Source organism: Chengkuizengella sp. SCS-71B (assembly GCF_040100845.1).
GTDB lineage: Bacteria > Bacillota > Bacilli > Paenibacillales > KCTC-33759 > Chengkuizengella.
The window spans coordinates 1-21,246 of record NZ_JAZHSH010000001.1; the positions used below are offsets into that span (position 1 = coordinate 1).

Here is a 21,246-nt window from a genome sequence, read left to right on the forward strand (position 1 = left end):
GTTACATGTTATATCCGGGTTCCCAAAAGTTTAAAACTTTTGAGCTATTTGTTTGGATTCCTGAAAAATTTCAAGTCTCCGTAAGTTCACTCGTTATTCAGTTTTCAAGGTGCAAAGAATGCCTTATTATCAAGCATTTTCTTTTGTTTTGTCGTCCGTCTCAGCGGCGACTTTAATAATATAACATGATCCTTTTATATAATGCAAGTACTTTTTTTAAAAAAATGTTCCCACTAAAAAGTGAGAACATTTTATGCTAAAGATTAGATAATAATGGATGGTATAAAACCATTCATTTAAAGCATTCTGTCACTTTTGGGGATCATTATTAAAATCCCTGGCCCCACTCAAAGCTTTTGTCGGTTAAATACTATTTTTCTTTCATCGTTGGAAATAATAATACGTCACGTATAGATGGTGAATCAGTTAATAACATAACAAGTCGATCCATTCCAATTCCTAACCCACCTGTAGGCGGCATTCCATATTCTAAAGCTCTTATAAAATCATCATCCATCATATGAGCTTCGTCATTTCCTTGCTCACGTTCTTTTATTTGAGACTCAAATCTTTCCCTTTGATCTATTGGATCGTTTAACTCAGTAAAAGCATTCGCATGTTCTCTAGCAACGATAAACAATTCAAAACGATCTGTAAATCTAGGATCCGCTTCATTCTTTTTAGCTAATGGTGAAATTTCTACAGGGTGTCCATAAATAAATGTAGGTTGAATCAACGTCTCTTCAACAAACGTTTCAAAGAATTCATTCACAATATGTCCATATGCCATCGTAGGATCTACTTTAACATTGTGCTTTTTGGCAAGCTGATGTGCTTCCTCATCCGTCATCTGGACACTGAAATCTACACCCATTACATCTTTAATCGCATCTACCATTGAAATTCTTTTCCATGGAGCACCTAGATCAACTTTAACTCCCTGATAGTCAACTACTTTATTACCTAAAACTTGTTCAGCTATATGCCCGATCATTTCCTCTGTTAATTGCATGATATCTTCGAAGTTTGCATAAGCTTCGTAAAGCTCCAACATAGTGAACTCTGGGTTATGACGTGTAGATATTCCTTCATTTCGGTATACTCGTCCTATTTCGTAAACTTTCTCCAACCCACCTACAATTAATCTTTTAAGATGCAATTCAATTGCAATTCTCATATATAATTGCATGTCCAATGCATTATGATGAGTAATAAACGGGCGTGCAGCTGCACCTCCTGCAATAGTATGAAGTGTTGGAGTCTCTACTTCTAAGAAAGATTGTTGGTTTAAATATTCACGCATAGATTGAATGATTTTTGAACGAAGGATAAATGTTTCTTGTACATCCTGATTCATAATTAGATCTACATATCTTTGACGATATCTCAGTTCTACATCTTTAAGCCCATGAAACTTTTCAGGTAATGGGTATAAAGATTTAGAAAGAACTGTAACTTCCGTTGCCTTAACAGAGATCTCTCCTGTTTTTGTTTTAAAAACAAACCCTTTCACCCCAACAATGTCTCCAATATCCAACATCTTGTAAGCTTCAAATTGATTTTCCTCAACTGTATCTTTACGAACATAAATCTGAATCTTACCAGAAATATCCTGAATATGAGCAAAACCAGCTTTACCCATACCTCTTTTTTGCATAATACGACCTGCAATAATGACTTCCGCTTTTTTCTCTTGCAAATCTTCTTTTGTAAACTCGGAATAATCAGAAATAATTTCATTGGCTGTATGTGTACGTTCAAACTTACCACCAAATGGATCTATTCCTAAATTTCTAAGTTCATCTAACTTATTCCGGCGTATTTGTAACAACTCATTTAGTTCTAATTCTTGGCTCACTTATAACTCCACTCCTTTAGCTTTCACAACAATATTACACAAAAAAGCTTCCATAGGAAGCAATCATCGGAAGCTTTTTTGTAGATGGGAATAATGAATAAACTATTTCATGATATCAATGATTTTATATTGTATCACGCCAGCAGGTACATTTACATCTACAACCGATCCTTTTTCTTTACCTAGAATCGCTTTCCCTACAGGGCTTTCATTGGATATTTTATTTTGAGAAGGGTCAGATTCTGCCGTTCCAACGATAGCATATTCAACCTCATCTCCATACTCAACGTCCTTTAGAACCACTCGAGAACCGATGTTTACTTTATCAGTACCTACATCATCGTTATTAATAATACGTGCATTACGAAGCATTTTTTCAAGTGTAATTACTCGCCCTTCAATAAATGCTTGCTCATTTTTAGCATCTTCATATTCAGAGTTCTCACTAATGTCTCCGTATCCGATAGCTACCTTAATTCTTTCCGCAACCTCTCTACGTTTTACGGATTTTAAATTTTCCAATTCATCCTCTAGCTTTTTTAAACCCTCTGGGGTAAGAATTACTTCTTTATCAGACATATTGAAATCTCCTGTCATTTAAGTATTTTTCATATTTGCTTCAACCAGCAAATAGAAATTGCTCTATTTTAATATATTAAAGTTTCAGCCCATGATGACAGATTCATGATGACTCTTTAATTCAAGGGTTGTTTCATATTTTATTCTAATGGTTGATTATATGGTAAGGATGTTAAAAAGTCAATAAAGGGTTGCTTATTTAGATAAATCTAATGAATTACGACATTATTATCTACGTTCTCACTTTTTTGCTGTTGAGATTCAACAAAATTTTTAAAAATATTTTTCATTCCATCTCTTGTCGTTTCAGACATAATTTCATCTTTGACTTTTGCAGAACCACGTAATCCTTTTAAATACCAAGCCATATGTTTACGCATTTCTCTTACAGCAACATTCTCGCCCTTTAAATCAACTAAACGATCTAAATGCAACAACGCGATGCGCATTTTTTCATTTACATCAGGTTCAGGCAATAGTTCTCCATTCGTTAAGTAATGAATCGTGCGATAAAGCATCCATGGATTTCCTAACGCTGCTCTACCAATCATAACACCGTCACATCCAGTGTAATCAAGCAAATGTTTTGCATCTTCAGGTGTAAACACATCACCATTTCCGATTACTGGGATTTGTACCGATTGTTTGACTTCTTTTATAATATCCCAATTCGCTTTGCCAGTATACAATTGCTGCCTTGTTCTTCCATGAACAGCTACAGCTTTACCACCTGCACGCTCCACAGCTTGTGCATTTTTAACAGCAAATATATGTTCATCATCCCATCCCATTCTCATTTTTACAGTAACTGGTTTAGATACTGCTGATACAACAGCAGAAACCATCTCTTCTATTTTAGATGGATCTAACAGCCATTTAGCACCTGCGTCACATTTCGTAATTTTAGGTACTGGACATCCCATGTTGATATCTATAATATCAGCATTCGTATTTTGATCAACGACCTTTGCAGCTTCAACGAGTGAATGTTTATCCCCTCCAAAAATTTGTAAACTAAGAGGTTTTTCTCTATCATCGACAAACAACATTTGCATCGTTCTTTCATTTCCATGTAAAATCGCTTTATCACTTACCATTTCAGCACATACTAATCCAACACCAAATTCTTTTGCAATTAATCGAAATGCTGGATTACAAACTCCTGCCATAGGAGCTAGCACGACATTATTTTTGGTTTGGATATTTCCAATTTGCAACATTTCTTTATTCCTTTCAATTTAATCTTCACTTTTTAATTCTTCAGCATCGATGTACAATGCTTCTGATATTAGTTGAATTGTTTTTTCATCAGGTTTAATGGATCCTCGTTCAATAGAGCCTAATTTACTAATTGAAATACCTACTTTAACCGCAAGTTCAGTTTGAGTGTAACCCTTTAATTTTCTGAAAGCTCTAATACGTTGAGCCACTCGGTTCTTTTCCAAAGTCTTACTCCTTCTCTCTCACTCTCAAGTTCCATTAATTGATCCACTGTACTTTGAATTTGTTGTCTTTCTTCTTCTGCTTGAATCACATCCAAGAGTGGGATAAGTACAAACAACCTTTCATTCATCCGTGGATGAGGAACAATAAGTTGGTCTGTGTTTATTTGAACATTGTCATATAACAATAAATCTAAGTCAATGGTCCTTGGCCCCCAATGAATTACTCTTTGTCTTAATAATGATTTTTCAATTACTGTTAATTGATTTAGTAATTGTTTGGGAGAAAACGTGGTTGTAACCAAAACAACCATATTTAAAAAAGCATTCTGATCTGTATACCCTACAGGATCAGTTTCATATATATTTGAACATCCTATCACTTTTATAGGGCTTTTATTTAATTGTTGTACCGCATCTTTAAGATAAGTTTCTCGCTCACCTATGTTTGACCCTAACCCTATATATGCAATACTCTTCCTATTGTCTTCATTCATGTTTACACGTTCTTTCGATGGATTTCAACAGCAACACCTGAAAAGTGTATATCAAAAGGTGGATTAGGTTTAGTTACCTTCACTGTAATTTCGTTGATCTTAGTATAAGTTTTCAACACTATAGATGCAATATTTTCTGCTAAAGCCTCAATAAGTTGATATGAACGTCCTTCCACAATTCCTTTAATCACATCGTAAACTTCTGCATAATTAATGGTTTGATTTAAATCATCACTCTTTCCTGCTGATTGTAAATCAAAAAAAAGAGTAGTGTCTATGTAAAATTTCTGACCTAATTTCCTTTCTTCAGGAAAAACCCCATGGTAACCGTAAAACTCCATTTTTTCCATTATCATTTTATCCAATTTTAAAACTCCCCTCATTATATTTCAATCACTTTTTAACAACATTGCATCCGTCATCGTTGCCACTCGTTTCATTTCTTTAATATCATGGACACGAACGATTTGACACCCTTGCATCATTCCATAAACAATAGTAGTCGCTGTACCTTCTATAACATCATTAGAAGGTAAATCCAATACATTTCGAATCATAGACTTTCTTGATGTACCTAATAAGACAGGATATCCCATTGCAACAATTTCACTTAGATGATTCATTAAGATTAAATTTTCATCAAGAGTCTTTGCAAATCCGATGCCTGGGTCTAAAATAATCTGCTCATTTTTTATTCCTGCTTGATGAGCAATGTTTATGCTTTCATTTAAATCAAAAATAACGTCCTGAATAAAATGATCGTATCCTTTTTCCTCTCGATTATGCATGATGATGACTGGACATTGATGTTTAGCAATAACAGAAGCCATATTCCTATCTTTTTTTAGACCCCATACATCATTCACAATATTCGCTCCAGCGGTTAAGGCTTTCTCAGCAACCTCAGCTTTGTATGTATCGATAGAGATGGGAACTTGAATCACATCCTTTAGTACTTTTATAATTGGAATGACTCGTTGTAATTCTTCATTTACATCAACTGTCTCGGCGTTAGGTCTTGTAGATTCCCCACCCACATCAATGATATCCGCTCCCTCTTCAATCATCTTCAATGCTCTTTCTACTGCTGTTTCTTCACTTATATACTTCCCACCATCAGAAAAAGAATCCGGGGTTACATTTAAGATACCCATGATTAGCGTTTTTTCTCCCAATGTTATTGATCGGTTCTTACAATTTAATTTTCGAAAACCAGTGTGGGGTCTTGATCTAGATATAAATAAATTCTGTCTCATTTGTATCCTCCTATAGCTGATCTATATTTTTCAATCCAATCCCTTGTCTTGGAACCAACTCTTCCTGACCCTACGTTAAACTTTTCACCTTGTAAATCATATAGTGCTGTTATTGGTACGATTTCTTGAATAGAATTGGTTATAAATATCTCATCAGCAGTCATTAAATCCTCCCATAAAAACCTTCCTTCAATGACTTGAATGCCTATCTTTTCTAACCATTCAATTACATAAGCTCTTGTAACTCCTGGTAAAATTCCAGTATCTATGGATGGAGTGTAACAATCCTGGTCACGAACGAAAAAAACATTACTTACAATACCTTCTGCTAAATACCCTTCAGCAGTTAAAAATAGTCCCTCTGCTTTTTTATCTGTAGCCGTTTCATTCATTTCTTTTTTTGCTAAAATATTATTCATATAATGAAGTGATTTTAAGCGTATGTCTGCCTCTGGAGTATTTCGTTTAATATTTAATAGCTGAATTGCTTTTCCTTTTTGATATAAATCCTCGTTTATAACAGGTAGAGCTTTCATATAAATGATCTCATTGTAATTGGAATATTCATCTAAAGGTAATCCTAAGTGGCCCTCTCCTGCTGTAATGGTATAACGTATATATCCATCTTCTAGTTGATTTATTTTAAGCAATTTTTCAATTTGTTGTAAAACACGATGTTTGTCATGGACCCAATTCACACCAATCATTTTACAGCTTTTTTCTAAACGATTTAAATGTTGTTCTATTAAAAAAGGTTTTCCTTGATAAGTCCGAAACGTTTCAAATAAACCCATACCGTAAAGAAAACCGTGATCAAATATAGATATCACGGCCTCCTTTTCGTCAAGTATTGTATCATTTATACTAACTTTCATTTGTCTGTTCTCTCTTTGCATTTTTTCGGGAGATGAAATTGTTTAATAGTTGTAAACCATGGTCTGTAATAATTGACTCAGGGTGAAATTGTACCCCTTCGATGTTATATTCCTTATGCCTTAATCCCATAATCTCACCCGCTTCTGTTTCAGCACTAATCTCCAAACAATCCGGTAGTGACTCTCTACGAACAATTAAAGAATGATATCTCGTTGCTGTGTAAGGAGATGGAATATCTTCAAATATCGTTTTGCCATCATGAAAAATCGGAGAGGTTTTACCATGCATAAGTTGTTCAGCTTTAATCACTTCTCCACCAAAAACTTGCCCAATCGCTTGATGGCCTAAACACACTCCCAATATAGGGATCTTTCCTTTGAAATGATCAATTAAACTCAAACTGACTCCCGCTTCATTAGGTGTACACGGTCCTGGAGAAATTAAAATATGATCAGGTTGCAACTGTTCTATTTTTGAAATGTCAATTTCATCATTTCTATGAACAAGAACCTCTTGTCCAATTTCACCTAAATACTGTACCAAATTGTAAGTAAATGAATCATAATTATCAATGACAAGTATCATACCAAATGCGCCCCCTTTTACACTTGATGGATTAATTCACTGTATTGAATCGCTTTCCATAATGCTTTCGCTTTATTTAAACTTTCCTTATATTCTCTATAGGGATCAGAATCAATGACAATACCAGCCCCTGCTTGTATATAACCGATCTGATCTAAAACAACTAAAGTACGTATTATAATATTAAATTCCATATTCCCATTGTAGTCAATCCAACCAATGGACCCTGTATATGGACCTCTCCTAACTGGTTCTAATTCTTCAATGATTTCCATCGTTCGAATTTTTGGTGCTCCGGTTATAGTTCCACCAGGAAATGTTGCTGCAATAACGTCGTACCCGTCTTTGCCTTCAACTAATTCACCGTGTACCTCTGAAACGATATGCATGACATGCGAATAGTATTCTATTTCCATAAAATCTGTAACTTTCACCGAACCAAATTTAGAAATTCGACCTAGATCATTTCTTTCTAAATCCACTAACATAACATGTTCTGCGCGTTCTTTCTCATTCAATATCAGTTCTTCTGCCAGTTTCTTGTCTTCTGCATTGTTATTCCCTCTGCGTCTTGTACCTGCTATTGGTCTTGTACTTACAATATCATCCTCAAGTTTAACTAATAACTCCGGAGATGCGGATACAAGATGAAAATCAGGACATTTCAAAAAACTCATATATGGTGAAGGATTCAACAGTCGCAGCCATTCATAAAGTTCTTCTGGAGAACTATTTAATCGTCTGCTTTGCCGTAGTGAAAGATTTACTTGAAAAACATCCCCTTGGGATATGTATTGTTGAATTTTTTTAACTGCTTCCATATACTCATCTTTTGCAAAGGCTTTCTCAACTCCTTCTATGGATTCTACATCGATGTGAAGTTGATCTTGTTCTACTGAATTTTGAAATATCCTCTGTCTTTGATGAGATGGGTGGAGATCGTTTATATTTACGATATCATCCCACTTTTTTTTCATATGTTCCACTTTTTCTTTAGCCTTTAAAAATTGATAATGAAGCATATCCTCGTTTATATGCTTATCTGCAACAGGAAGATGGACTGCACAATACAGACATTGATTAACCTGATCTATAATCCATAACTCATCTATCATCATAAAATAATAATCTGGAAGTTCTAATTCCTCTTTTGAAAGATTTGGTATTTTTTCTATTGAGCGAATAACATCATAACTCCAATAACCAACACAGCCTCCAACAAATTTTGGAGCCCCTTCTACTTTAGGAGAAGCATAACCGCGCATCCAGTTTTTTACTAAATCCAAAGGTTTGCCTTGAACGTGAATTTTATTGTTATTTTCATCAGAAATGATGCCTTTATTATCGCTGCCAAATATAGTTGAAAAAGGCTGTAATCCTAAAAAGGAATATTGCCCGGTCTTGCCGCTTTCTAATACAAATGCATGATCTGAACAATTCTCCCAAGCTTTTTCCCAAGAAATCACATCAACACTAGGTAAAGGGAATGCTTGTATATATGGGAGCATCGTATATTCATTTGTCCAATGCTTCCACTGCTCTAAAGAGGTTAATATCACGATGAATACCCCCGAGTTTGTTTAATTTTTTTTAACTCATTATTAATCATATTGATTACTAAGTATATCTGAAATAAATTAAAATAAAAAGTCCCTCTTTCGAAGGACCAGATGATAAATGATTTTATAGTTTTCAATCGACGTTTAATAAATTCCGTTTTCAGCGCCGAGAAGATTTAATTTAAACAGGTTATAGGGTTTTTGGGGTGATTACAATTATTCGAATTGATATAGTGGAGTGCTTAAATAACGCTCACCATTACTTGGAACAACTGCAACGACTCTCTTACCTTTGCCTAGTTTTTTTGCGACTTCAAGTGCTGCATAAATCGCTGCGCCAGAAGAAATACCACCAAGAATACCTTCGGCTTTTGCCACTTCACGAGAAGTTTCAAAAGCTTGTTCATTCTCAACTGTAATCACTTCATCATAAATATTTGTATTTAAAATTTCTGGAACAAAACCTGCTCCTATACCTTGGATTTTATGAGGTCCTGGTTTACCTCCAGACAGTATAGGAGATGCCGCAGGTTCAACTGCTACTATTTTTACATCTGGGAAGTTTTCCTTTAATACTTGACCCGCACCAGTAATCGTTCCACCTGTACCAATTCCTGAAATAAAGGCATCTAATCCTCCTCCATCAAGAGAATGAATGGCTTCTACAATTTCAGGACCTGTGGTTTTCACATGAATTTGTACGTTTGCTTGATTGTTAAACTGCTGAGGCATAAAGTAATTAGGATTCTCAGCTTGAATCTCTTCAGCGCGTTTGATAGCACCCTTCATACCTTCTGGACCAGGAGTCAGAACTAACTCCGCACCATATGCACGTAATAAGTTACGTCTTTCCATACTCATCGTTTCAGGCATAACAAGGATAGCTTTGTAACCTTTAGCTGCCGCTACCATGGCTAAACCTATACCTGTATTTCCACTTGTCGGTTCAATAATCGTATCGCCTGATTTTAATAATCCTTCTTTTTCGGCTGTTTCAATCATGTTAATTGCAATACGGTCTTTAACACTTGCTCCTGGGTTTTGAAATTCTAACTTTACATAAATTTCTGCACTATCCTCAGGAACAACTCTGCTTAAACGAACTAAAGGTGTGTTACCAATTACCTCTGTAATGTTATTAACAATTTTAGACATTATTTTCCCTCCCGTTTTTTCTAATTATTGCATAAATAAATATATTTAAATGTTATTTCCGACTAAATTAGTAGGTTTTATAAAATAATAGTACCAATTCATATTATAAATGTCAATATGAATTACCTGTCCATTTTTAAAATTAATTTTTGTAAGTCCTCTGCATCAAATTGATATTTTTCATTGCAAAAATGACATACAACCTCGGCTTGTCCATCTTCAGTAATAATTTTATTTATTTCAGCTTTTCCTAAACTAACTAAAGTATCTGTTACTTTTTCCCTACTGCATTGGCATCTAAATTTCACATCCATTTGATCCATGATCTGAACAGAAGGGAGAACCTCTTGTAAAATTTGCTCTAATGTCTTGTTCTCTTCTAACAATTCTGTCACTGGTTTAATTTGACTAAAACTTTGTTCTATGTTCGTAATTTCCTCATCACTTAATCCTGGCATCAGCTGTATGATGAAACCACCTGCTTTTCTAACTGATGTATCCTGATCAACTAAAACTCCTACAGAAACAGCTGAAGGGGTTTGTTCTGATTTCGCAAAATAGTACGTGAAATCTTCTCCTAATTCACCTGAAATAATAGGGATGCTCCCTCTATAAGGTTCCTTTAACCCTAAATCCTTAATAATATAAATCGAACCTTCTCTACCTACTGCACCTGAAACGTCTAATTTATTTTGAGCATTGCTTGGCAAATGGACATGTGGATGATCTGCATAAGCACGTACTTCTCCATGAGCATTGGCATCAACGACAATCTGACCCATCGGACCATTCCCTTTGATTTGAATCGTCAGCTTTTCTTCATTTTTAAGCATTGCACCCATCATAACTCCTACAGAAGCAGCCCTTCCTAATGCTGCCGTAGCAGTAGGCCATGACTCCTGCCTTTGACGAAGCTCCTCAACAAGATTTGTAGTATGAACAGCAAATGCACGTACTTTCCCGTCCATAGCTGTACCACGAATAAGATAATCATTCATTTTGTTTATTCCTCCTAAGATGAAGATGGCATTTCATTACGTTCATAAATAATTCTTAATCCTTCTAATGTTAAGAGAGGATTAGTACGTTGAATTGTTTTAGACTCATTAGAAATTAATTCTGCTAATCCCCCCGTTGCGATGATATTTGGTTTTGTTGTAAATTCTTCTTGGATTCTTTCCACAATTCCATCAACCTGACCAGCATACCCAAATATGATACCCGCCTGCATGGAGCTCACCATATTCCTGCCAACAACATGTTTAGGTTTAACTAGCTCAATTCTAGGTAACTTAGCTGCTTTTTGATACAGCGCTTCAGTAGAAATCCCAATACCAGGTGAGATTAAACCTCCGATATACTGAGATTTTTCATCAATATAATCAAATGTTGTTGCTGTTCCAAAATCTACGATAATTAGTGGAGCACCATATAACTCAATCCCTGCAACGGAGTTAACGATTCGATCTGCCCCTACCTCCCTAGGATTTTCATAACGAATATTTAACCCTGTTTTGATGCCAGGACCTACAATAATTGGCTCTTTACTTAAGTATTTTGTACATAATGTTTCCAAAACGTACATTAATGGAGGGACTACAGAGGAAATAATTATCCCTTCAATCTGTTCTTTTTCAATTTTTGCATGATGAAATAAATTATGTATCATAATGCCATATTCATCAACGGTAGCTGAACGATTTGTACTCAGTCTCCAATGATGTAATAATTTTTTACCTTCATATACACCTAACACAATATTGGTATTTCCAACATCTATAACAAGAATCAAAACGTAGTCACCTTCTTTTCATTTAAATCTAAACTAATGTCTATGTTCTGGATTGAAGTCGTTAATCCCCCAACTGAGATAACATCCACTCCAGTTAAGGCAATTTCTCTTACAGTATTAAGGGTTACTCCTCCTGATGCTTCCACAATAACATGAGAAGATTGCTCTTTTATTAATTTTACACTTTTCGTCATATGTTCAATAGACATATTATCCAGCAATATTATATCTGCAGCTAACGCTTCTTTTATTTGATCCAACGATTCAATTTCCACCTCAATTTTCATCGTATGAGGGATTTGATTTCTTGCTGATTCAATTGCATTCTTCACACTGCCTGTTGCCTTTATATGATTGTCTTTAATCATAACTGCATCATACAAACCTAGCCGATGATTGTACCCACCACCAACTTTAACCGCATATTTTTCTAATATGCGATGACCAGGTGTCGTTTTCCTTGTATCAGCAATTTTAACGGGTAAGCCACTTAATTCTTTGACAAAGGAATTTGTTTTGGTCGCTATTCCAGAAAGGCGTTGCAATAAGTTAAGGGCTATCCTTTCACCCATTAATATGTTCCTCGTGTTTCCTTCTACTGTTACGATGGTATCACCCTTATTTAAAAAGGAACCCTCTATTGCTTTTTCATTAAATTTGATGTTTGGATTTACAATTTCGAAGACTAGTTTCGCAATTGGCAAACCTGCCAGCACTCCACTTTCTTTCGCATGAATGAACCCAATAGATTGATGTTCAACCGGGATAGTAGATATACTTGTCACATCTCCTGTACCTATGTCTTCCTTCAACCAGTCTTTAATATTTTCCTTTATTTCTTCCATACTTCCTTCAATCATGTTCAATACACTCCTCTACTATACCTTGATCACGATGATGCAATATATGTTTACGCCATACAATTTCATCTCTTTCAGGGAAATCCTCTCTATAATGTGCACCACGGCTTTCTTCTCTTACTTTTGCTCCTTCTGTAGTTAACAATGCACAGATTAATAAGTTAACAAATTCAAACTCCTCTAACTTCGTAAGATGTGATTCAAACACAGGCAATTGTCGCTTCAATTCTACAAGCCCTTTATCTAATCCTTTTAGTGATCTTTCTAGACCGACGTACCTAAGCATAATTTTTTGCAGCTTTAATCGCCTTTCAACCATAGCCTGGGTATTATGTTTGCGATCAAATTCCACTTTTACTTCAGGTACCTGTTTCAAAGAAGCAAGTTGATTGATTTGATTTACAATTCTTCTTCCAAAAACAATCGCTTCAGATAGTGAATTGCTTGCTAAACGATTTGCTCCATGAACGCCAGTTGAAGATACTTCCCCACAGGCAAATAACCTTTTGACAGAAGTTTCTCCATTTAAGTCTGTTTTCACTCCACCCATCATGTAATGTGCAGCAGGTGCCACAGGGATCCAATCAACCGTTAAATCCAATCCATAATCTAAGCAAAATTGATAAATGGTTGGGAAACGATGTTTCACCTTATCAGGAGATTCATGAGAAATATCTAAATAAACAAAGGTAGAATTCGTCTTTGCCATTTCACTTACAATTGCTCTAGCTACTACATCACGAGGTGCCAGCTCTAGCTGAGTATGATATTGATCCATAAAACGCTCACCTTTAATGTTTCTTAATACAGCACCTTCGCCTCTAACTGCTTCAGATATTAAAAAACGGGGTGCACCTGGGTAATATAAAGCAGTTGGATGAAATTGTATAAATTCCATATCTTTAATCAGCGCCCCTGCTCGATACGCCATGGCTATACCATCACCTGTTGCAATAGTTGGATTTGTTGTGTATCGAAAAAGCTGTCCAGAGCCTCCTGTACATAGAACTACTGCTTTTCCCTGTACATAAACACGTTCACCATCAGATTTTTGTATGAGTGCACCACAGCATTCCCCATCGTTTGTAATCAAATCAATAACAAAATGGTCATCCCACATTTCAATGTTCTCCCTATCTCTGACTTGCTCCGATAAGGCACGTACAATTTCAGCACCTGTTGCATCCCCATACGCATGTAATATACGTCTTTGACTATGAGCCCCTTCCTTCGTGAGGGCAATTTCACCATCTTCTTCATCAAATTGAGTTCCCAGCTTCATCAGATCTTTCACACCATCAGGCCCTTCATGTACAAGAACGTTCACTGCTTCTGTGGAACATAAACCTGCCCCTGCAATTAGTGTGTCTTGTCTATGATAAGCAGGGGAATCTTTTTCATTCATAACAGCTGCTATCCCGCCTTGAGCATATCGAGTATTACTGTCTAATAATGTTTTTTTCGTAATCATAATAACATCATTGTCTTTACTTGCTTTGATCGCTGTAAATAAACCTGCAATCCCTGAACCAATCACGATAACATCTGTATGTATATGTGGTAATTCATCTATTGAAAAATCAATCAAATATTGAGGTATCACTCTTCATCACCTGTTTTCTTCTACATAGATTAGTGCATATAAAAAGAACACCCACAAAAGTGATGTGATCCCCAGTTCGTCGTGGATGAACTGGTGTCGAATTTAGACACATGGACGTGGCTGTTTTTCGACTATTACTTTTGCGGGGCTCTGAGCCATTATAAAATGGACTATTATTTAACTTCTAACATACGCTCTAATGATAATTTTGCTTTCTCTGCAATGTGAGGCGGAACATAAATTTGTGGTTTCATATCCTCTAAGGAACGCACTAATTTTTTTAAATTATTCACTTTCATATTAGGACAAACTAAAAACTTCGTTGCAAAATGGAATTTTTTATTAGGACTGTCCTTACGAAGCTGATAACCTGTGCCGTCCTCTGTACCAACGATAAATTCTTGACTATCAGATTCTTTACAATATTTCAAAATCCCTGTCGTGCTGCCCACAAAGTCTGCAATCTCCACGACTTCTGGCCTGCACTCTGGGTGTACTACAAACTCTGCATTAGGATATTTAGCTTTCATTTCTTCTACATCTCTGACAGTTAACATATCGTGAGTGTTGCAATACCCTTCCCAAAGGATCATCTTTTTGTCCGTAAATTGGGACACATAATGGCCTAAGTTTTTATCAGGTACCCAAATAATTTCATCGGAGTCTAAAGACTGAATTACTTTCACTGCGTTTGCAGAAGTACAGCATATGTCAGTTTCAGCTTTGATTTCAGCTGAGGAATTAATATAAGTTACCACTGTTGCATTAGGATGTTTACGTTTTAATTCACGCAATCCCTCTACATTAACCATATCAGCCATAGGACAACCTGCTCTTTCATCAGGTATAATGACTGTTTTATCTGGAGCTAATATTTTAGCACTTTCACCCATAAAATGGACACCACAAAAAACAATGACATCTGCATCTGTCTCAGCGGCTTTCTGTGCTAATAAAAATGAATCTCCACGAAAATCTGCTACTTCTTGTATTTCATCGCGTTGATAATAATGTGCTAATATAATGGCGTTTTTTTCCTGTTTTAGTTCGAGCAGTCTTTCTTTCAACTGCTGATTTCGTTCTGCTTTTCTCTCTAAAGCCAAAGCTTCCATTATTAATCCACCCCTCTAAATGACTTTGTGAAAAAATGAACATATAAATACGAGTGCTTTTAATTTATTATGTTTAAAACCATGTTACTTTACTAAATCAAATTTTTCAACTAATTTACACAACATAAATCGTGATGTCAACCAAAATTGGGCAAGAAAAATCCGGAAGTGTTCAATACACTCCGGATTTTGATTAATAGAACTAACTTATTTATTTTTATGCTTTGCCATCTGTATCGTCTTTTTCATCATTATTTTTATCAAATTTAAGTTTATTAGCGTCATCTTGGTCATCCTGTTTTTGAATGTTGACTTTAACATCGTCATCACTTACTTTAGGACTAGCATTGACCTGTACATCTTTATGTTCACCAGGTTTTCGCTCAAGAATTTTCCCTTCTTCTATAATTTCAGTAATTTGATCTTTATCTAATGTTTCTAAATTCAATAATGATTTTGCGATAAGATGTACTTTATCTTCATGTTTGGTTAAAATTTCTTTTGCTTGATCATATCGCTCTTGAATCATTGTTTGCATCTCTTGATCAATTTCATATGCTATAGCATCACTATAGTTCTGCTCATGACCAATATCTCTTCCTAAAAACACTTGTCCTTGTGTTTGACCAAATTGCATTGGACCTAGTTTACTCATTCCGTATTCCATAACCATTGCTCTAACGATACCTGTTGCTTTTTTGAAATCATCATAAGCTCCTGTACCTACTTCACCTATAAATAATTCTTCTGCAACCCTTCCACCAAGCAATCCAGTAACTCTATCTAAAAGTTCATTCTTTGTATTCAGCATACGATCTTCCCCATCTTTAGGGATCATCATGGCATAACCACCAGCACGTCCTCTTGGAACAATCGTAACTTTATGCATTATGTCAGCATTTCGAACAAAATAACCAATGATAGTATGCCCTGCTTCATGATATGCAATGGTACGTTTTTCTTTTTCGCTAATCACACGGCTTTTCTTTTGGGTACCTACAACTACACGATCAAATGCTTCATCCAATTCACTCATACTGATATCTTTACGATTTCTTCTAGCTGCAATAAGAGCAGCTTCGTTTAATAAATTTTCTAGATCGGCTCCTGTAAATCCTGTAGTATAACGAGCCAATGTTTCTAAATTAACATCGTTTGAAATAGGTTTATTGCGAGCATGTACCTTTAAGACAGCTTCACGTCCTCTTACATCAGGACGGTCTACAGTAATCTGTCTATCAAAACGTCCAGGACGTAAAAGTGCAGGATCTAATATGTCTGGTCTATTGGTTGCTGCAACGATAATAATTCCTTCGTTTGCCCCAAAACCATCCATCTCAACAAGAAGTTGATTTAAGGTTTGTTCACGTTCATCATGACCTCCACCTAAACCTGCTCCACGTTGTCTACCAACAGCATCAATTTCATCAATAAAGATAATGCATGGCGCATTTTTCTTTGCATTTTCAAATAAATCACGTACGCGAGATGCACCAACACCTACAAACATTTCCACAAAATCTGAACCACTTATAGAGAAGAATGGAACACCTGCTTCTCCAGCAACAGCACGCGCTAATAACGTTTTACCTGTCCCTGGTGGTCCAACTAATAAAAGTCCCTTTGGAATTCTTGCTCCTAAATTTGAAAACTTTCTTGGATCTTTTAGAAATTCAACAACTTCTACAAGTTCTTGTTTTTCCTCATCTGCGCCAGCTACATCATTAAAAGTTACCTTTTTCTTTTCGTCATTATATAAACGGGCTTTGCTTTTACCAAAGTTCATCACTTTGCCGCCGCTACCCTGAGCTTGATTAAGCAAGAAGAAAAATATAACAAAGATAATGACAAACGGGATAAGTGATGTCAACAATGTCACCCATACGCTTGGTGTTTCCATCGGTTTGTACTCAACCTCTGTATGCTGTTTCAACAACTCATCAAGTGCATCGGTGTCTGGACCATAAAGCTGAAAATTTATAGATCCTGTTTCACTTATAGGATTAACAAATGTCCCTTCTAAATTCGTAGTATAACCATCAAATTGTGAAGAAACCTCTAGAATATTATTATCTAATAATTGCTCTTCAAATTGAGAGTAGTTCAAAACCTCCACCTGTTCGTTTTGACCACTAATAAATCGAACAATACCAATAATAATTAAAAAAACTAATAAATAAAATCCAGTGTTGCGAATGAATCGATTTTTCATCCCCTACCTCCTCTACAAAGCACATTATCTATTTTAACATATCCTAACTTTCATTCACAACTTAGCCATTAAGTGGTGTTCAAAGGCCTTATTGAACTACGTCATTAAGAGTGTGAATAAACTTCATTTTTTAATATTCCTATATAAGGAAGATTGCGATATTTCTCAGCATAATCCAAACCATATCCAACAACAAACTCATTAGGTAATATAAAGCCTTTATAGTCAACCTCTAGATCTACGGTTCTTCCTCCTGGTTTATCAAACAAAGTCACGATAGTTGTAGAGGAAGCATTTCTGCCTTTTAGAACATCTACTAAATAACTTAAAGTTAAACCACTGTCAATAATATCCTCTACAATAAGCACATCTCTACCTTCAACAGGCACGTCTAAATCTTTAATAATTTTCACAACGCCTGATGATTTGGTAGACTGACCATAACTAGAAACCGCCATAAAATCAATTTCCAGAGGGATGTCTATTTTTTTAACTAAGTCTGACATAAAAATAAAAGCACCTTTTAAAACACAGATCACTAATGGGTTTTTCCCTTTAAAATCTCTAGTAATCAATTGACCTAGCTCATTAATTTTTTCTTGAATTTGCTCTTCGCTGTATAATGTCTGTTTTATATCGTTATGCAAAAAACTGACCTCCTAAATTAAAGTATGGAATTTTTGTATTGAATATGTAAAATACGTGAAGTCTTTTCTTCCATTTCTGCATGGCTGGAAACACGAATACCAGGAATCCATAGCACTTGCTGCTTAGCATCAACCAATAATGGAATTTTCTCTCTCATGGAAGGTGGAATTTTTTCATCAATGAAAATATCTTTTACTTTTTTAGTTCCATTTAACCCTTTTAATTTGATTCGATCTCCTGGTTTCCGATTTCGAATAGATAAAGGGAAAATAAGTTGATTCATATCAAAAATCACTTCCGTATTTGATTGGCCTTTTATGAGAGAATCTAAGTCGCTTTTTGAAGCTGATTCAGCTGCAAACTCAAATAATAGGTTTGCTTCAAACACTTCAAGTTGAGTTGTATTCTCCTCAACCTTATAACTGAATGATAAATTTTCTTGTATTTTCTTTTGATTTGAAAACTCAACTTGATCATATTCTCTAATAAAAAAAATCTGTTCACTAATATCGAGATGCATTGTGGATGTACGATTTTGTTCTATTGCGACGCGGCAAATTTCTATCGTTTTGTATTCAAATGAATAGTGCCCAGAACAAAGATAACTTAATATTAGTTTAATCAGTCTTCTTTGTAAAGCAATGTGTAGGGAAATAAAAGTCTTTCTAGAAAAATAAAAACCGTAGTTATTTTTCTTTATGATTTTCTTAAAGTATTTATCCGTCTCCTGCTCCAAATAACTTTGTTCTTCAGTCATCATATCAGACAGACGATTTAAGGATTGTTCCAACTTATGATTATATTTCTTTAAGTATGGGATTACATCTAATCTAATTTCATTTCTGAAATACTTTTTCTGTAGATTGCTACTATCTTGAGTATATTTTAATTGGTTTTGATGACAATATGAAAGGATTTCTGATTTGTATATACGTAACAAAGGACGAATAAATTGCATTCTATTTTCCATCCTTCTCATAGAAATGCCAGTTAATCCTTCTGGTCCTGTACCACGTATCAATCTCATCAATATTGTCTCTGCTTGATCATCAGCATGATGTGCTAAAGTTATTTTACTTGAACTGTATTGTTCTGCAATTTGATATAAAAATTCATATCTCTTTTCCCTAGCCGCAACTTGTGCATTTTTTCCTGTTTGTTCAATATAAGCAGGAACATCTATTTTTCCAATTTCACAAGGAACTTGTAACTCATTACACCACTGTTGAACTAAGGTTTCTTCTTGATCTGCCTCAATCCCTCGAAACTGATGATTGATATGCACTGCGATTAACTTAAAATTCCAATTCGATGAAAGAGTATGTAAAATATGAAGCAAAGCCATTGAATCAGGACCACCCGATAAAGCAACGATGATCCTTTCACCAACTTCAAACAAATGGTTTTCTTTAATGAGATTCTCAACGTTTTGAACTAACTCCATATGTTCGCTCCTCTTCACTGATGTTATGGCGTGTCGTTGACTTTCACTATTGTTTAATCATGTACTAGTAAATAAAACTAAAATAAACAGTCACAACTAACACAAAAATGGAAGAAGCCAATGCAGGTTTTAACCATGGTAATTCAATTGAGTATGAATTTTCAAAACCATCACCATACATTAGTTTTTTCCATTCTTCAAGAGCACGTCTTGTTGATGAAAATTTTCCGTTTATCGCTTTTTCAAAAAAGGGGATCATATGTTTACAATAAGGATTCATTTTAGCTCTTCTTAATAAATAAGCACCGTTTTTTTCCTTCGAAACTATATTTGAATTGGAAATGGCTCCGGTCAAAATCAAACATAAAATAGCAAAGGAAAAAATATCATAAGCTTCGTCTGCTTTTCTTGTCCCAGCTAACCAGTGCCCTCGATCATATATTTCTGTAAATTGCTTTATGGAGTGTCCTTTTGGTGTCACTCCCCCATAATCTATCAATGTCACTTTACCAAACTCAGAAACAATTACATTTTCAACTTTTAAATCACCAAATATGAAATCCATTTGATGTAATACTTGTAATTGATTTAAAATATTCAACCCTACTAAGTGAATCCACTGATGTCCATTTGAATTTAAAAATAATTTTGCATTCAACCCTTCAATATATTTCATAACATAATAAGGGTAAACCTCACCATTCAACTCAAAATCATCAGAATCTATAAAGATTTCCTTTTCTGGTTCAAGCTTTTTATTTATTTTTTTTAATACATTAATTTCAGACTGAAGACTTATGTCGTCCAAACCAATCTTGATGGCAGATACTTTCTGATCATGGTTTACTAAATAGACTTTACCACTTGTACCTTCTCCAAGCAAACATTCTATACAATAAATTTTTTTATTCCACTTTCCTTGGAGTTTAAATCCCCGATGTAAAACAAGACTATTTGTTGATTTATACGATGTAATCACTTAACATCGCACCCTTTTTATGTACATCTTTAGTTTCATTCAACATTTTCACTTCATCTTCTGAATGTTTGTCGATCATATATTTAATAACTTTTAATAGAGCAGGACCTGTGGGCGTTGCACCCCTCATATTTATTTTATAAAATAAACGTTTCATTATTGCAAATTCAGTGGACCAATCCAAATCCATCTCCGCAGGTTCATTTTTATTTTTTGACCCAGGAAAATGGAACAAAGAAACCTCACTTCTACCTTTTCTAGCTTGTAAACTTAACATTAAATCATGAACTGCATCTTCAACTGCATTAATTTTAGGTTTCATACTGGCACTAGCATCTATAAGTAATACTACCCGTAAAGACATATTTTCTTCCAAATCTTCTATTACATCTACTACCTTTTCACGTTGATCAGGATGCAAGTTTTCTAATGAGGTTGTTGATCCTATGATATGCTGCAATTCTTCATTCACAACTTGCTGTATCGTATGTACGACCGTTTTACGAGTCATCATTTGAACGGTTTGAGATAATTGTTTGGAATTAACAATTTTACTTAATCCACCTCCGGATTTAGCCATATCTTCAATTTCTCTCGTACCGCGCAGTCCAAAATCTCCCTCGTCTACAACCCCTATTACATTAACAACGATATTTTCCTCACGAGCTTGAGCTGCTGCCGTCACTGGATCTAACCCTACATTTGAACACCCATCTGTTATGACAATAATTTGTTGTACCATAATATCAAAACCTCCAAACTAATAGATTAATAGAAACAAAAATATTA

General features: G+C 35.1%; 21 protein-coding genes. All 21 read right to left on the minus strand.

From position 1 onward, the window contains the following. Positions 1–370: 370 nt before the first annotated feature. The 21 genes from lysS to VQL36_RS00105 all read right to left on the minus strand — a co-directional run bounded on the left by lysS (position 371) and on the right by VQL36_RS00105 (position 21,199). A complete protein-coding gene (gene lysS, locus VQL36_RS00005; protein WP_349247344.1) occupies positions 371–1,858 on the minus strand; it encodes a lysine--tRNA ligase in 1,488 nt (495 codons plus the stop codon). Positions 1,859–1,960: 102 nt separating this feature from the next. After that, a complete protein-coding gene (gene greA, locus VQL36_RS00010) occupies positions 1,961–2,437 on the minus strand; it encodes a transcription elongation factor GreA (RefSeq protein WP_349247345.1) in 477 nt (158 codons plus the stop codon). A 209-nt stretch (positions 2,438–2,646) separates the two neighbouring features. Beyond that, entirely contained in the window at positions 2,647–3,657 is a 1,011-nt protein-coding gene (gene dusB, locus VQL36_RS00015) for a tRNA dihydrouridine synthase DusB (protein WP_349247346.1), read from the minus strand. Positions 3,658–3,675: 18 nt separating this feature from the next. Beyond that, positions 3,676–3,882: a helix-turn-helix transcriptional regulator gene (locus tag VQL36_RS00020; RefSeq protein WP_349247347.1), complete on the minus strand. Its 207-nt coding sequence runs from the start codon at positions 3,880–3,882 to the stop codon at positions 3,676–3,678. After that, complete coding sequence (folK, locus tag VQL36_RS00025; protein ID WP_349247348.1) at positions 3,834–4,376, minus strand: 2-amino-4-hydroxy-6-hydroxymethyldihydropteridine diphosphokinase; 543 nt, start codon at positions 4,374–4,376, stop codon at positions 3,834–3,836. Before folK ends, VQL36_RS00020 begins: the two co-directional genes overlap by 49 nt. Before the next feature lie 2 nt (positions 4,377–4,378). Further along, the gene (gene folB, locus VQL36_RS00030; RefSeq protein ID WP_349247349.1) at positions 4,379–4,741 is read right to left on the minus strand and encodes a dihydroneopterin aldolase; all 363 of its coding nucleotides are present in this window, start codon (positions 4,739–4,741) and stop codon (positions 4,379–4,381) included. Positions 4,742–4,765: 24 nt separating this feature from the next. Further along, positions 4,766–5,632 (minus strand): dihydropteroate synthase, encoded by an 867-nt coding sequence (gene folP / locus VQL36_RS00035; protein WP_349247350.1) that lies wholly within the window; start codon positions 5,630–5,632, stop codon positions 4,766–4,768. Beyond that, positions 5,629–6,507: an aminodeoxychorismate lyase gene (pabC, locus tag VQL36_RS00040; RefSeq protein ID WP_349247351.1), complete on the minus strand. Its 879-nt coding sequence runs from the start codon at positions 6,505–6,507 to the stop codon at positions 5,629–5,631. The genes folP and pabC overlap by 4 nt, the downstream gene beginning before the upstream one ends. Further along, a complete protein-coding gene (pabA, locus tag VQL36_RS00045) occupies positions 6,497–7,093 on the minus strand; it encodes an aminodeoxychorismate/anthranilate synthase component II (protein ID WP_349247352.1) in 597 nt (198 codons plus the stop codon). The genes pabC and pabA overlap by 11 nt, the downstream gene beginning before the upstream one ends. 17 nt (positions 7,094–7,110) lie before the next feature. Next, the gene (locus VQL36_RS00050) at positions 7,111–8,652 is read right to left on the minus strand and encodes an anthranilate synthase component I family protein (RefSeq protein WP_349247353.1); all 1,542 of its coding nucleotides are present in this window, start codon (positions 8,650–8,652) and stop codon (positions 7,111–7,113) included. 216 nt (positions 8,653–8,868) lie between these two features. Beyond that, positions 8,869–9,807, minus strand: coding sequence for a cysteine synthase A (gene cysK, locus VQL36_RS00055; protein WP_349247354.1), 939 nt, complete (start codon positions 9,805–9,807; stop codon positions 8,869–8,871). 122 nt (positions 9,808–9,929) lie between these two features. Further along, positions 9,930–10,814 (minus strand): Hsp33 family molecular chaperone HslO, encoded by an 885-nt coding sequence (hslO, locus tag VQL36_RS00060; RefSeq protein ID WP_413789547.1) that lies wholly within the window; start codon positions 10,812–10,814, stop codon positions 9,930–9,932. A 5-nt stretch (positions 10,815–10,819) separates the two neighbouring features. Further along, on the minus strand, positions 10,820–11,599 hold the full coding sequence (locus VQL36_RS00065; protein ID WP_349247356.1) for a type III pantothenate kinase: 780 nt from the start codon (positions 11,597–11,599) through the stop codon (positions 10,820–10,822). Beyond that, entirely contained in the window at positions 11,596–12,459 is an 864-nt protein-coding gene (nadC, locus tag VQL36_RS00070) for a carboxylating nicotinate-nucleotide diphosphorylase (protein WP_349247357.1), read from the minus strand. The genes VQL36_RS00065 and nadC overlap by 4 nt, the downstream gene beginning before the upstream one ends. Continuing rightward, on the minus strand, positions 12,452–14,062 hold the full coding sequence (nadB, locus tag VQL36_RS00075) for an L-aspartate oxidase (protein ID WP_349247358.1): 1,611 nt from the start codon (positions 14,060–14,062) through the stop codon (positions 12,452–12,454). Before nadB ends, nadC begins: the two co-directional genes overlap by 8 nt. A 173-nt stretch (positions 14,063–14,235) precedes the next feature. Beyond that, positions 14,236–15,174: a quinolinate synthase NadA gene (nadA, locus tag VQL36_RS00080; protein ID WP_349247359.1), complete on the minus strand. Its 939-nt coding sequence runs from the start codon at positions 15,172–15,174 to the stop codon at positions 14,236–14,238. Between the two features lie 217 nt (positions 15,175–15,391). Beyond that, a complete protein-coding gene (gene ftsH, locus VQL36_RS00085; RefSeq protein WP_349247360.1) occupies positions 15,392–17,386 on the minus strand; it encodes an ATP-dependent zinc metalloprotease FtsH in 1,995 nt (664 codons plus the stop codon). A gap of 104 nt (positions 17,387–17,490) precedes the next feature. Continuing rightward, on the minus strand, positions 17,491–18,033 hold the full coding sequence (hpt, locus tag VQL36_RS00090; RefSeq protein WP_349247361.1) for a hypoxanthine phosphoribosyltransferase: 543 nt from the start codon (positions 18,031–18,033) through the stop codon (positions 17,491–17,493). A 17-nt stretch (positions 18,034–18,050) separates the two neighbouring features. Next, on the minus strand, positions 18,051–19,478 hold the full coding sequence (gene tilS, locus VQL36_RS00095) for a tRNA lysidine(34) synthetase TilS (RefSeq protein WP_349247362.1): 1,428 nt from the start codon (positions 19,476–19,478) through the stop codon (positions 18,051–18,053). A gap of 64 nt (positions 19,479–19,542) precedes the next feature. Then, positions 19,543–20,457 (minus strand): protein kinase domain-containing protein, encoded by a 915-nt coding sequence (locus VQL36_RS00100; protein ID WP_349247363.1) that lies wholly within the window; start codon positions 20,455–20,457, stop codon positions 19,543–19,545. Then, positions 20,441–21,199, minus strand: coding sequence for a vWA domain-containing protein (locus VQL36_RS00105; protein WP_349247364.1), 759 nt, complete (start codon positions 21,197–21,199; stop codon positions 20,441–20,443). The genes VQL36_RS00100 and VQL36_RS00105 overlap by 17 nt, the downstream gene beginning before the upstream one ends. Positions 21,200–21,246 lie beyond the last annotated feature (47 nt).